Source organism: Rhizobium sp. G21 (assembly GCF_014158035.1).
Lineage (GTDB): Bacteria > Pseudomonadota > Alphaproteobacteria > Rhizobiales > Rhizobiaceae > Rhizobium_E.
The window spans coordinates 4,039,783-4,053,652 of record NZ_JACFXW010000001.1 but is presented as its reverse complement, the minus strand read 5'-3'; the positions used below and the strand labels follow the sequence as shown (position 1 = coordinate 4,053,652).

Annotated in this window: 7 protein-coding genes and 1 pseudogene; 3 read left to right on the top strand and 5 right to left on the bottom strand. The window is 64.7% G+C overall.

The features are described 5' to 3' along the window. Positions 1-34 precede the first annotated feature (34 nt). The gene (locus H2O14_RS20080) at positions 35-2,164 is read right to left on the bottom strand and encodes a M10 family metallopeptidase C-terminal domain-containing protein (RefSeq protein ID WP_182829044.1); all 2,130 of its coding nucleotides are present in this window, start codon (positions 2,162-2,164) and stop codon (positions 35-37) included. A gap of 122 nt (positions 2,165-2,286) precedes the next feature. Next, a complete protein-coding gene (locus tag H2O14_RS20075) occupies positions 2,287-2,775 on the bottom strand; it encodes a hypothetical protein (RefSeq protein WP_182829043.1) in 489 nt (162 codons plus the stop codon). A gap of 100 nt (positions 2,776-2,875) precedes the next feature. On the opposite strand from H2O14_RS20075, the gene H2O14_RS20070 reads away from it, so the two are divergent. Together H2O14_RS20070 and H2O14_RS20065 are read left to right on the top strand one after the other, a co-directional pair. Continuing rightward, positions 2,876-4,294, top strand: a complete 1,419-nt coding sequence (locus tag H2O14_RS20070; RefSeq protein ID WP_182829042.1) for an FAD-binding oxidoreductase — start codon at positions 2,876-2,878, stop codon at positions 4,292-4,294. A gap of 111 nt (positions 4,295-4,405) precedes the next feature. Beyond that, positions 4,406-8,008, top strand: coding sequence for an AsmA family protein (locus H2O14_RS20065; RefSeq protein WP_182829041.1), 3,603 nt, complete (start codon positions 4,406-4,408; stop codon positions 8,006-8,008). Positions 8,009-8,052: 44 nt separating this feature from the next. Here the strand turns inward: H2O14_RS20065 and H2O14_RS20060 are convergent, their stop codons facing one another. From H2O14_RS20060 to H2O14_RS20050, 3 genes and pseudogenes are all read right to left on the bottom strand, one after another. Next, positions 8,053-8,286, bottom strand: a complete 234-nt coding sequence (locus tag H2O14_RS20060; protein ID WP_182829040.1) for a ribbon-helix-helix domain-containing protein — start codon at positions 8,284-8,286, stop codon at positions 8,053-8,055. A gap of 12 nt (positions 8,287-8,298) precedes the next feature. Beyond that, a pseudogene (locus tag H2O14_RS20055) lies at positions 8,299-11,434 on the bottom strand (efflux RND transporter permease subunit). Continuing rightward, positions 11,431-12,606, bottom strand: coding sequence for an efflux RND transporter periplasmic adaptor subunit (locus H2O14_RS20050; RefSeq protein WP_182829039.1), 1,176 nt, complete (start codon positions 12,604-12,606; stop codon positions 11,431-11,433). Before H2O14_RS20050 ends, H2O14_RS20055 begins: the two are co-directional and overlap by 4 nt. A gap of 205 nt (positions 12,607-12,811) precedes the next feature. On the opposite strand from H2O14_RS20050, the gene add reads away from it, so the two are divergent. Further along, entirely contained in the window at positions 12,812-13,861 is a 1,050-nt protein-coding gene (gene add / locus H2O14_RS20045; RefSeq protein ID WP_182829038.1) for an adenosine deaminase, read from the top strand. Positions 13,862-13,870 lie beyond the last annotated feature (9 nt).

Below are 13,870 nucleotides of genomic sequence, written 5' to 3'. Positions count from 1 at the left end.
GCGGCAGTGTCTGCCGCGCTTTTTCGTGCAGAGATCAGAAGATGAAGTCGCCGCGGTCGAGACCGCCGGCGTCGACGCCGTCGAGGGTGATCGAGTTGCCGTTCGAAATACGGATCACCGCGTCGCCCTCATCCTTCAGATGGTTTTTGACGAGATCCCGATAATTGCTGATCTCAGAGACGCGGGAGAGATCGATGCGATCTTTGTCCGACTCCGTGAAATCAAAGATGATGTCGCGACCACTTTTGGAGGCGAACCGGAATGTGTCGGCGCCAACGTCGCCCCACAGAGTGTCGCCGCCGCCGCCGCCATCCAGCGTGTTGTTTCCGCCAAAGGCGTAAATCGTATCATTGCCCTTGAAACCCTGGAGGAAATCGTCGCTGTCGGTTCCGAAGAGCGTGTCTCTCTTCGCCGTGCCCCTGATCGTGTTCCATACGCCGTTTACCGTTACGGTGAGGCTGCCCTCCGACATCGCCGACCCATCGGTGACCATGTAGACGACGTCGATTTCGGCCTTTTCACCGCGGGCGAGATCCATGCCGTCATAGGCGACGCGCAACTGACCATCTTCCATCACGGCCGTGCCGTTGGCGGAGACGACCGAGGCCGACATCAAGGTTAGCCCGTCGTTATCCGCATCGAAATCATTGGCCAGAACGTCGACCAGCACCGTCTTGCCTTCGGTCACGGCGGCGATGTCGGCCGTGATCTCCGGCGCCGTATTGGCCTCATTGACCACGATTGCGAAAAGGTCGGACGCCGTCAGTTTGCCGTCGCTGGCCGTCACGCGCACCGACACCGCGCCGACATCCCCAGCCCCCGGGGCGACGTTGAACGTCAGCGTCTGCGGATCGAAGCTCAACCAGTCCGGCAGATCCGATCCGTCTTCCAGTGTCGCGGAATAGGTCAGCGAATCGCCATCGGGATCCTCGAAAGCGCCGGGCGAGATCTCGACGAGGAAATTCGTCCCGGCTTCGGCCTGGATGTCGGCGATGGCGGAGGCCAGGACTGGCGCGCTGTTGGTGACGACGTCGTCGGTGAGATTCACCTCGCCATCGCTGAAGGAGAGCTTCTCGACATCGATCAGCGTGTCCTCGCCTTCATCGCCGCCGAGCGCCCGGACCGCATAGGAGCCGTCGTCATTGGCGGTGATCGCGTAGTCCGACGCCGCGCCGCTGAAGATCGCCGTATCCGTGCCCGCCCCGCCCTTCAACAAATCGTCGCCTGCGCCGCCCCTCAGCATGTTGGCGATGTCGTTGCCGATGAGTTCGTCGTCTCCCGCGCCGCCCACCGCGTTCTCGATCACCGCGTTATAGGCGATGGCGATGTTGTTGGTCATCTCGTTGACGGCCGAATAGGTTCCCGAGACCAGCGAGATGACGCTGTCGCTGAGGAAGCCGCTGAAGTCGAGCGTATCCCGGCCGCCGGAATCGAAGATGGCGAGGATGGGATTCTCGTTGATGGTGAAGTCGAAGATCTTGGCGGCCGCGCCGACGATGTTGCTGTTGAAGCCATAGACGGTGTCGCCGAGACGCGTCGACGTCTCGGCGCCATAGATATGCTGGATCGCCATGATGTCGTTGAGCATGGCGGTCTGCGGCGAATAGACCTGACCGTCCTTCTCCCAATCCGCCCACATGACCTGTCCTTCGCCGTCGAAATGATCGGGGCCGAAATAGGACATGATCGACAGAACCGTGCTGTCCTGATAGCTCGACGGCGCCCACTCGCCTTCGCCATTATACTCGCCCATATGGTCGAGGCCGAGCGCATGGCCGAGTTCGTGGATGATGGTCCCATAGCCGTATTGAGCCACGACCGGATTCTTCACGTCGTCGTAGTCAGAGTTGAACCAGACGCTCCCCGTGCCGGGAAAATAGGCGTGGGCGTAGTCGATGCCCGTGGTGGTGTAAGCGATCTCGATATCGGAACCGCTGTCGACCCGCGTGAAATCCGCGGCGATCAGTTCGTCCCAACCGGCCAGCGCATATTCCACGATCTCGATCTGGGCGTCGTTCATGGCGACGAAGCCGTCCGCCTCGTCCCAACCGATGAATTGCGACGCGTCGCGGGGAAACGAATAGGTGATCTCGTCGCCGGACCAGGAATTGCCGGAGTTGAGTTGCCCAAGGACCTGATCGAGCGTCCAGTTTGCCGCCGCCATCTGCATTCCCCCGTTGTCAACGGGGCCGATGATCGACAGCAACCGCTAATTTTCGGTTGATTTACGCCACTAAACTTTCACGACCGCCCCAATACCGGTCATTCATCAGGAAACAGGTCGTTTTATGCCGCATCCAACGTGACCATCCTGCCGCGATGCTTCGGTTTCGGCAGCGGAGCGTGGTAGCGGAGCATGATCTCGATATTTGCGCGCTGGGCGTCGGTGAACGCGGCGACCGCCCCGCCGGCGGCCGTAAGCGCATAAACCGCCTCCTGGGCGGCGGAAAGCCGGCCGAGCGCGTCGTAGATCTCCAGATAGACATGTAAAGCGCCGCCGCCGGCGTCGAGAAGCCGGAAAGCCCCTCGAAGCGGAGTCGCCTGTCGGACAGGCTCGAGAATGCTGGTCATCGCCTGGCGCAGCGCCATTGCGCAGCCGCTCCGCGCGCGATATGCCTCGCCGCAGTCGAGGATGGCGAAGCCGGTCGCCGCGATTCCGTCGAAAATCCGGCTCGTTCCCCAGCTCGAGAGGCAGCCCGAGGCGTCGAACCAGTCCTGCTCCGTGCGCAGACCATAGGCGATGACGGGCGTATCGAAAGTGACGGGATCAATCAAGGCGGGCTCATGCTCAAGAAGGTCATAACATTCTTATTTACAACGATATAATGGAAGTTCAAGCCGTCGCGCCGTCAGCATGTGCAGGGAGTATCGAGACATGGGCATCTCCAAGATCCGACCGGGAGTCCGCAACGATGCAGGCATCCTAGCCGCAGCGTCCGCCTATCATGAGATTTTCGGCGCGCGCTTTTCGACTGCGCAGGCCTATCGCGACCAGCATTGCCACACCACGACCTGGGTGCCGCCGCAGCCGCCCGACGGCGTGATCTTCGTCGAGAGCGCCGAGGACGTGAAGGCGGCGGTCAGGATTGCCGCCGAGCACCGCGTTCCGCTCGTGCCGTTCGGCGCTGGCTCGTCCCTGGAAGGCCAGGTCAACGCCGCCTCGGGCGGCTTCTCGCTCGATTTCAGCCGCATGAACCGCCTGCTTGCCGTCAACGCCGAGGATCTCGATTGCACCGTCGAGCCTGGATTGACCCGCGAGGAGCTCAACACGCAACTGCGCGACACCGGCCTGTTCTTCCCCATCGATCCCGGCGCCAACGCCTCGATCGGCGGCATGGCCTCGACCCGCGCCTCGGGCACAAACGCCGTGCGCTACGGCACGATGAAGGACAATGTGCTGGCGCTGACGGTGGTCACCGCCAATGGCGAGGAAATCCGCACCGCTCATCGCGCGCGCAAATCCTCGGCCGGCTACGACCTCACCCGTCTGTTCGTCGGAGCCGAAGGCACGCTCGGCGTGATCACCTCGGTGACCCTTCGGCTGCAAGGCATTCCGGAGGACATCGCCGGCGGCTATTGCACCTTCCCCACGCTGAAGCACGCCTGCGAAGCCGTGATCATGACGATCCAGCTCGGCATACCCGTCGCCCGCATCGAACTGATGAATGCGCCGCAGGTGGCCGCCTGCAACGCCTATTCCGGCCTGAGCCTGCCGCTGCAACCATCGCTTTTCGTCGAATTCCACGGCTCGCCCGCCTCGGTGGCGCTGCAGGTCGAAGCCTTCGGCGAGGTCGCCCGCGACAACGGCGCGACCGGTTATGTCGCGACCTCGAACGCCGAGGAGCGCGCAAGAATCTGGAAGGCCCGTCACAATGTGTTCTGGTCGGTCAAGGCGCTCGCGCCCGGCAAGGCGGTGCTCGCCACCGATGTCTGCGTGCCGATCTCACGGCTTGCCGACTGCGTCACGGAAACCGAGGCCGATCTCGACGCCAACGGCCTGCTAGGACCGATCGTCGGCCATGCCGGCGACGGCAATTTCCATGTCTCGCTGATCGTCGACGACAAAGATCCCGCCGATATCGCCCGCGCCGAAGCCTTTATCGAGCGACTGAACGCCCGCGCGCTCGCCATGGACGGCACCTGCACCGGCGAGCACGGCGTCGGCCAGGGCAAGCAGGAATTTCTCGAAGCCGAATTGGGCGGCGCCGTCGACCTGATGCGGCAGATCAAGACCGCGCTGGATCCGCTCAATATCTTCAACCCCGGCAAGATCTTCGCGCTCGACCGGGGATGAGCCGCCTTCGCGCTTGCGTCATCGGCAATATCCCTTAACCTACAAACGACTAGCGTGACTGGATGGTCCAGCCGCGCTTCCTGACCAAACGGACCTGAGGAAGACAAGACCGTGCTGGCGCGCCTGTTCATCGTCGTCGGAAGCCTGGTGGCCGCAGCGCTGTTTTCAGCGTTGATCGCGCCCTATTTCGTCGACTGGACCGATTTTCGGCAGGACTTCGAAAATCAGGCGAGCCGCATCATCGGCAAGAAGGTAGTGGTTCATGGCTCGGTCGACGCGCGGCTCCTGCCCTTCCCCTCGGTGACGCTGACCGACGTCCGCGTCGGCGAGGATGGCAAGGGCGGCGCGCTCGTCTCCGCCAAGAGCTTTTCGATGGAGACGGAACTCGCGCCCTTCCTCAGCGGCGAAGCGTTGATCTACAATATGCGGGTCGACCAGCCCAAGGTTACGCTGAGGCTCGGCGCCGACGGCGCGCTCGACTGGGTCAAAACGGGCGAGCCGCGCATCCCCGCCTCGAGCGTGGTGCTCGAAAAGGTCGAGGTCACCGACGGCGCGGTCGAATTTATCGACGAACAGACCGGCCGCACCCGCAAGCTGACCGATCTCGATCTCGATCTTTCCGCCAAGACGCTCGCCGGCCCCTGGAAGATCTCTGGAACCGGCGCCGCCGACGGCCAGCGCGGCAGCGTCAGCCTGTCGACCAACGTGCCGGAAAACGACAAGGTCTTCCTCAAGCTGCGGCTTTTGCCCCAGAACCCGGCGATCGTCGCGGAGATGGAAGGACTGATCGGGCTCGAAGACCTGCGCCCTGAATATGCCGGCTCCTTCCGGCTGCGCCGGCAACTGGCGTCCGAACGCGAGGGCGGCGAGACGGATGCGGTCTCCGCGTCCGCGCCGCGCATACAGGGCGATTTCAGGCTCAACAACGACCGACTCCGCATCGACAAATACCAGTTCAGCATGGGGCCGGTCGACGATCCGTACACCGTGACCGGCGAAGCGACGATCGACGCCGGCCGCAATCCGGAATTTCTCCTGACGGCGGCGGGACAACAGGTCGATATGAGCCGGATCGGCGGCGGCGAAGGCGAAAGCGCCGCATTGCCTCTCAAAGACCGTCTGCGCGCTTTCCTGGCCCTGGCTGGCGACATTCCGGTCCCGCCGATGCCCGGCCGCGCCGAGATCACCCTGCCCGCCGTGATCGCCGATGACACGGTGATCCGCAACATCACCCTCAAGACGCGGCCTGCGGGCGACGGCTGGCTGATCGACGAGGCCGAGGCAGAGCTTCCGGGCCGCACCCGGCTCTCCGCCAAGGGCAAGTTGACGCTCGCCGCCGCGCAGGGTTTCCAGGGCGAACTGCTGCTCGCGTCCAACCAGCCCTCCGGCTTCGCCGAATGGGTGACCGGCCAGACTCCTGACGCCATCCGCCGGCTGAAGACCGCCGGCTTTTCGGCCAATGTCAGCCTCACCCCGGACCTGCAGCGTTTCGAGAATCTCGAGATCGTCTTCGGGAATGCGCGCCTGACCGGCCGGCTCGAACATGAAATGAACGACGGCGAACAGCCGGCTCTCTCGACCGAACTCGCCGGCAACGACTTCGACCTGGAAACCATGACGGCGCTCGCCAGCCTCGTCACCGGCGAAACGCAGATGGGTGATTTCCTCGATCATCGCATCGGCGCGCGACTGAAGTTCGACCATTTCTCCGGCCTCGGATTGGAAGGCCGTGACGTCGAAGCGGCGATTTCCCTGTCGCAGGGCGCGCTCACCGATGCGCGGCTGACGCTCGGCGATTTCTACGGCGCCCGGATCAGCGTCGAAGGCGGGTTCGAGGGACTTTCCGAACGCCCCACCGGCGCGGCCCGCATCAGCGTCAAGTCCGACGATCCGACGCGGCTCTTCGCGCTGATGACGGAGCGTCTTCCCGGCCATCCGGCTCTCGCCCGGCTCGCGAAGAACGCGCGATACTACGAGGGCTCGGATTTTCTCGTCGACCTCAATGTCGGCAAGGGCGACTGGCCGATCGAGGCGACGCTGTCGGGCATTGCCCATGGCAGCCGCCTGAGCGGCAAGATGACCGCCCAGAGCCTCGATCTCGCCAATTCCGGAGGCCTGTCGCTCGACGCGACCCTCGAAAATCCGGACGCCTGGGTGATGCTCGGCCAGGCGGGCCTCAACACGCTGCCGGTCGACGCCGATCAGGACGGGCTGCTGACGCTCAAGGTCGAGCAGCCGGCGGACGCCGATCCGCAGGTAAACCTGTCCTTCACCTCGGGCACCACGGATCTCACTCTACGCGGTCAGACGGCGCTCGACGCCGGTCGTTTCCTGTCCGGCTCCTACGCGCTCAGCCTCGACAGCGGCGACATAGCCCCCTATCTCGCGATGAACGGCCTGGCCCTGCCGCGGCTGATCGAAGGCATGCCCTTCTCGGTCAACGCCAACATCTACGCCGAAAAGGACGCGGTGGCCCTGGAGGGCGTCAACGGCAAGGCGGACGGCAACGCCTTCACCGGAATGGCGAGCATCGACCGCACCCAGGCCGTCCCCAGCGTCGGCGGCGAGTTCACCGTCGACGCCGCAGATTTCGGCTGGCTGGCGGAAACCGTATTCGGACCGCTCGAGGGCCTCGACGGCGGCTTTTCCGCAGCCGCGCTGCCCAAACGGCCGGTTACGCCGTTCAATGTCAGCCTCGGGCTGAATTCGAAGACGATGCGTGTCGGTTCGCTCGCCACGATCACCGACTTTTCGAGCCGGATCACGATGGAGCCCGGCCGGCTCGCGCTGTCGGGCGCCAAAGGCAACCTCCTCGGCGGCACATTCAAGGGGCAGGCCGAACTCGGCGACACCGAGGGGGCGGGCTATTTCCGCGCCCGCTTTTCCGTCGACGACGCCGCGCTGAAGACCGCTTTCTGGCGGTTCGCCGGCCAACCCGTCGCCGCAGCCCGCGCCGATCTCGCCATGACGCTGGATGCGGCGGGCGGGAGTCCCGAGGCGCTTCTCGACGGCGCCACCGGCTCAGGCGCGCTGACGCTTTCCGATCTCGCCATCAACGGCCTGAACGCCAACGCCGTGCCGCCGCTTCTCGCCGCGGCCGACAAGATCGAGGGTCAGTTCACCGATGCGACGCTCGTCCCGCTGATCGAAGACGCCTTGTTCGCCGGCGCGATCGAGGCCGACAAGCTGGACATCCCCTTCTCCATCGCCGGCGGCAGGTTGCGGGTCGACAAAGTGTCGGGCGTGATGAAGAACGGCGCCCGGCTCGACGCGCAGAGCGCCGTCGACCTGGCCGACGGTACGCTCGACGCGCAGATGACGCTCGGCTACGACCCCGGCGAGGAGCGCATGAGCGGGGCCGAACCTTCCGTGACGCTGGCGTTCCAGGGACCGTTCGCCACGCCGGAGCGAAAGGCGGACTTCACCGCCATGAGCAATTTCCTGTCGCTCCGCAAATTCGAGCAGGAGCGCCGCCGCGTCGAGATCCTGCAGGCCAAGATGCAGGAAAAACAACGGCTGCGCCGCGAAACGATGCTCTGGAAGGCGAAAGCCGCCGAACGCGAGCGCTTGCGGCAAAAGGCTGTCGACGAAGAGCGCCTGTTGCGCGAGCAGCAAGAGGCGCTTTCCCGCCTCGCCCGCGAAGAGAAAGAGCGCCTCGATGCCGAAAAAGCGCTCCGGGATAGTCTCGAAGACGGCGCGCCTGCGGTGCAGTAACGCCGTTCGTGAATGACGGGAATGCCGCCCCCTCCGAACGGGCCTCAGCCGTCTTTCCCGTCGCCCAGCGGTCGCGCCTTCACCGCCTTGAGCACGTAGACCCTGAGCGCCGAGGAGAGATTGTCGCCCTCCTCGCGGCCTTCGTCGACTTCGGCGATCAAGCCCGCCAGCGACAGGCCCCTTGCGAGCGCGATGCCGCGCAATTCTGCATGAAACTCCTCTTCGAGCGAAAAGGACGTGCGGTGGCCGTTCAGCGTCACCGAACATTTGCGGATCATCTTCGCCTCCGGTCACTCGGCCGCAAGCGGCATCTCGTCGTCGAGTTCGCGGGCTTCCGCCTCGCTCATTTCGCGCGCCAGGCGTTCCTCCTCATGCGCGTGCGGCTTGGTGAGGCCGGCGATCAGGAGATAGGCGACCGGGGTGATGTAGAGCGTCACCACCGTGGCGAGGCCGAGGCCGCCGACGATGACCCATCCCAGCGCCACGCGAGCTTCCGCGCCCGCGCCGACGGCGAGCGTCAGCGGCACGCCGCCGAGCACGGTGGCGATCATCGTCATCATCACCGGCCTCAGGCGAATACGGCAGGCATTGCGGATGGCGTCGCCGACCGATTGCCCCTCGTCGCGCAGCTGGTTGGCGAATTCGACGATCAGGATGCCGTTCTTGGCCATGATGCCGACCAGCAGCACCAGCCCGATCTGGCTGTAGATATTGATGCTCTGGCCGGTGATCGCCATGGCGAACACCGCGCAGGCCAGTCCCAGCGGCACGGTCGCCATGATGATCAGTGCCGACAGGAAGCTTTCGAACTGCGCCGCCAGCACCAAGAAGATGATCACCAGCGCAAAGCCGAACACAAGCGCCATGCCGGAGGAATTGTCCCCGAGCGTCGCCGCCTCGGACAGCGGCAGAAGCGCCACGCCATCCGGCAGCGTCTGCGCGGCGATGGTCTCGGCCAGCGCCAGCGCGTCGCCGAGACCGAGATCGCCTTTGGGGCTCGCGGTGATGCTCACCGAACGGGTCTGGTTTTCACGGGCCAGCTGCGGCGGGATCGAGCGTTCCGTCAGCGACGCCACGGTGGACAGCGGCACGAATTTGCCGTCCGCCGTCTTCAGGAAGATGTTTTCGAGATCCTGCGGATCATTGATCGGATTGCTCGACGATGTCAGGAACAGGCCGATGCGTCGTCCTTCGAGGAAGACGTCGCCGATGCTGGAGCCGCTCAGCAGAGCCTGCAACGCCGAGGCCAGTCCGCTGATGTCGACGCCGATATCGGCGGCGCGTTCGCGGTCGATATTGACCGAGATCTGAGCCTGGGTTGGGTCGGCGTCCAGACGCACCAGTTCGAAGCGGCCCGTGGCGTTGAGCGCATCGATCATCTTGGCGGCCGAGGCGTAAAGCGCCTGATAATTGTTGCCGGTGAGCGCGAAGTTGAGGCCGCCGCCCGCGCCGCGAATACCGAGACTGTTGGGCTGGATGATGTTGGCCTGCAGCGCCGGCGCGACGCGCAGCGCGGCGCGGACGTCGTCGGAAATCTCCGCCTGGTTGCGCACCCGCTTCTCCCAGGGCGCCAGCGTCAGCACCATGAAGCCGGAATTGGAATTGCCGCCCTGCCCCGAAATCACGAACATGTTGACCACTTCGCCGGATCCACCAGCGGCTGCAGCTCCGCTTGCACGCGGCGCAACTGCTCCTCGGTATAGGCGAGGCTGGATCCCTGCGGGGTCTGCGCCCGCACCAGCACCGTGGCGCGGTCCTCGCGCGGCGTCAGTTCCTGCGGCAGCGCGAAGAAGGTGACGGCGGCGGCGAAGGAGAACAGCAGCGACAGCGCGATCACGGGTCCCGGAGCGGCCAGCATCACGCCCAGCGATTTCTCGTAGAGATAGGCGAAGCCGCGACCGAAGGCGCCGAGCAGCCCGCCGGCGTCATGCTCCGCGTCCTGAGGGCCGACGAAACGCGAGGCCAGCATGGGGCAGAGCGTCAGCGCCACCACGCCCGACAGCATCACCGCAATCGCCAGCGCGAAGCCGAATTCGCGGAACAGTCCGCCGGCCTGGCCGGGCAGGAAGGCGAGCGGCACGAAGACGGCGGCGAGTGTGATGGTGGTCGCCACAACGGCGAAGAACACCTGCTGCGTGCCGAGCACGGCCGCGCGCGCGGCCCCATGCCCTGTGAGCGGAAACGGACGATGTTTTCGAGCACCACGATCGCGTCGTCGACCACCATGCCGGTGGCGAGCACGATGGCGAGCAGCGTCAGGATATTGATGGAGAAGCCGGCGAGATAGAGCGCGGCCAGCGTGCCGATCAACGCCACCGGCATGGTGATGGTCGGGATCAGCGTCGCCGACAGGCTGCGCAGGAAAAGATAGATGACGGCCACGACGATGACCACGGCCAGCACCAGCGACACCACCACTTCGTGGATCGCGCCGCGGATGAAGTTGGCGTCGTCGGAGGTGACGCGGATGGTCATGCCCTCGGGCAGGGACTTGGAAATCTCGGCGACGGCGGAGCGGATGCCCTGGGAGATGTCCAGCGTATTGGATTGCGCCTGCCGCACGATGCCGAGGCCGACGCCGGGCGCGCCGTTGGAGCGCAGCGAGGATGTGCCCTCTTCCGCCCCGAGAGAAACATCGGCCACGTCGCCGAGCCGCACACGGCCCGAAATGATCAGCCGTTCGAACGCCTCGGGCGTGGTGATGTCGGAGGTGGCGCGCACGACGATGTCGGTCTGCGCGCTTTCGATCGAGCCCGCCGGCACGTCGAGTGCGGCGGTCGACAGCGCGGTTCGGATATCGGCGATGGTCAGGCCGCGGCTGGCGAGCTTGGCCTGGTCGATGTCGATCCGGAACGCCTTTTCCCGCTCGCCGTAATATTGCAGATCGGCCACGCCCTCGACGGTGGCGAGGCGCGGCTCGATCTTGTCCTCGATATAGACGGTCAGGTCCTCCGGCCGCATGGTGGTCGAGGTGACCGCCAGCCGCATGACCGGCTGGGAATCGGCATCGGCCTTGATGATGCGCGGAGCCGTCACGTCTTCCGGAAGCGTGTCGTTGACGCGGCCGAGCGCGTCGCGCACATCGGCGGCGGCGGCGGCTAGATCGGTGGTGTCCGTGAATTCGAGCGTCACGCGGCTGGAGCCAAAGGCCGATGTCGAGGACACCGATTTGAGGCCGGTCACGCGCGCGACCGCGCCTTCGATGACGTCTGTCACTTCGCGGTCGATGGTCTCGGGAGACGCGCCGTCGAGTTCGGTGCGTACGGTGATCACGGGTTGGTCGACCGAAGGCAGTTCGCGCACTTCGACGCCGCTCAACGCCGCGAGACCCGCCACCACGATCAACGCGTTGACGACCAGCGCGAGAATGGGTCGTCGCACGAAAAGCGAGGCCGAGAAGGCCTGTTTCAGCGCGGCGCCGCTCATGGTTTCACCGCAGGCGCTGCATCGGCCACCTTGTCGGCGTCGGGCTTCTTCTCGCCGTAAATCTGCACCTCGGCGCCGTTGCGCAGCCGCTGCAGACCTTCGGTGACGATCATGTCGCCAGCCGCCAGTTTGGCGTCGACCAGAACCCGGTCGGGATTGCGTTCGATCACCGCCGCCGCAACGCGCTCGACCTTGCCGTCCTTGACCCGCCACACGAACGAACCCTGGCTATCCCATTGAACCGACAAGGGATTGACGCTCGGCCAACGATCGCCGCCCAGAGCCAGCGTCACGTCGAAGGACTGGCCGGCGCGCAGCTCGTCGCCGTCATTGGCGATTTCGGCGCGCAAATGAATGGTGCGGCTGGCGGGATCGATCCGGTTGTCGATCGCCGCGATCTTGCCGGTATAGCTCTTGCCGGGCCGGGAGATCGGCTGCGCCGACACCTCCTGCCCCTCCTCGACCAGGCCGGCAAACCGTTCGGGCGCCCAGAAGTCGACCAGCAGCCGCGAGCGGTCGTCGACGGTGACGATCTGGGTCGCGGAGGTGACATAGTCGCCTTGGGTAATGTTGACGATGCCGGCGACGCCGTCGATCGGCGAGCGGATCAGCCGGCGTTCGAGATTGACCTGGGCCCCGGCAACGGCGAGGCGGGCGGTGTCGACCGCCGTTTCGGCGATTTGCAGATCGGCCCCCGAGACGATCTTCTTGAGGTCGCGATTGCGGGTCAGCGTCGTCTCGGCGCTCTTGAGGTCGACCTTGGCGCGGTCGAGGGCGATTTTCTCGACCTCGTCGTCGAGGCGCGCGACGACCTGACCCTGCTTCACCCGATCGCCGGCATTCACCATCACCTCGGCGATCTGGCCGGAGACGAAGGGCGTCACCGCCACCGAGCGGATGGCGTCGCCGTCGCCGAGCGCGCTCAGGCGATCATTGACGCGGCCTTCGCCGGCCGGTTCCACAACCACGACCAGTGGTCCCTGATTGCGGCGGCGGCTGTTGCTCTGCGCCGGCTGCGCGTCGGGCTCCTCGCGGGCCACCAGTTCGATGACGGACTCGGGCACGCCGATGGAGCGCGCCAGGGAGGCCGATCCCGGCATGAAATGCATCAGGATCAGTGCGCCCACCACGAAAAAGACGAGGCCGGTGAGGATCTGGACGAGATACCGCATTCATGTCTCCAGTCTTGCGCCGTGAGGTCTTTACGATTTTCGCAACGCCGCGGATCTGCTTATCCGCGTTTCGGTCCTTTGCCACAAGATCATGCACGCCAGATGACTGAAATGTAATGATCGAGATCGGCTCGACTTGACAAAGGACACCATCGGGGATTTTTTAGGCAAGGCGACAGAACGCCCACTTTTCGAGCAAAACCTGATGTTGACAATGTATGAATTTCTTCACCGCCTGCCGAAGATGGAAATGCATCTTCATCTCGAAGGTTCGATCCGGCCCGGCACGGCGGCGGACCTTGCGCATCAAAACAATGTGATATTGCCGCCGCATGACAGGGTGGAGGACCTCTATCATTATCGGGACCTCAAGGAGTTCCTCGCCATCTACACCGCCGTTTCCGACAGCGTGATCGGGGCGGACGATTACCGGCGCATCACCTATGAGATGCTGGAGAGCTGTGCGGCCAACAATGCCCGCTATGTCGAATTCTTCTTCTCGCCGCAGGTGCATTTCGTCCATGGCGTCACTTTCGACACGATGATCGACGGGATCACGACCGGCATGGATGACGCCAAGGTCGATTTCGGTCTCGAAAGCCGCATCATCCCCGGCGTCAACCGCGAACTCGGGCCCGAAGCCGGCGAGGACCTGCTCGACATGATCCTGGCGCGTAAGGAAGAGCGGCTGATCGGCATCGGTCTCGATTTCCTCGAAGCGCCCTTCCCGCCGGAGCCCTATGCCGCTCTCTTCGCCCGCGCTCGCAAGGCGGGTCTCAAAGTCACGGCCCATGCCGGCGAAAGCGGCCCCGCCGCCCATATCGCCGGCTCCATCGATGCGCTCGGCGTCGCCCGCATCGACCACGGCTATCACGTGGTCACGGATGAGGCGCTGATGCGGCGCTGCCGCGACGACGGCATTCTCTTCACCTGCTGCCCGTCGACCGCGGCAGTCACCTCGCCCTGGAAGAGCCTCGACGCCGAGCACCCCATCCGCCGGATGGCGGATTTCGGCCTGAAGCTGACGATCAATTCCGATGACCCGCCGATGTTTTCCACCGATCTCGGCGAGGAATACCGCAAGGCGCATGATTTGCTCGGCTTTTCACCTGACATGCTCCGCCGTTCCATCCTCGACGGCATCGATTGCAGCTGGCTCGACGATGGCGAGAAGCGGACGCTCTCGGCAGACTGGACCAGGGAAATCGACGCGTTGATCGCGGAAATTCAGCCGACCCCCGCCCTTTCCACATGAACAAAGCGG

Coding starts and splice junctions, on each gene's coding strand:
- H2O14_RS20080 (WP_182829044.1), bottom strand. CDS start 2,164: ATGGCGGCGGCAAACTGGACGCTCGATCAGGTCCTTGGGCAACTCAAC.
- H2O14_RS20070 (WP_182829042.1), top strand. CDS start 2,876: ATGGGCATCTCCAAGATCCGACCGGGAGTCCGCAACGATGCAGGCATC.
- H2O14_RS20060 (WP_182829040.1), bottom strand. CDS start 8,286: ATGATCCGCAAATGTTCGGTGACGCTGAACGGCCACCGCACGTCCTTT.
- H2O14_RS20050 (WP_182829039.1), bottom strand. CDS start 12,606: ATGCGGTATCTCGTCCAGATCCTCACCGGCCTCGTCTTTTTCGTGGTG.
- add (WP_182829038.1), top strand. CDS start 12,812: ATGTTGACAATGTATGAATTTCTTCACCGCCTGCCGAAGATGGAAATG.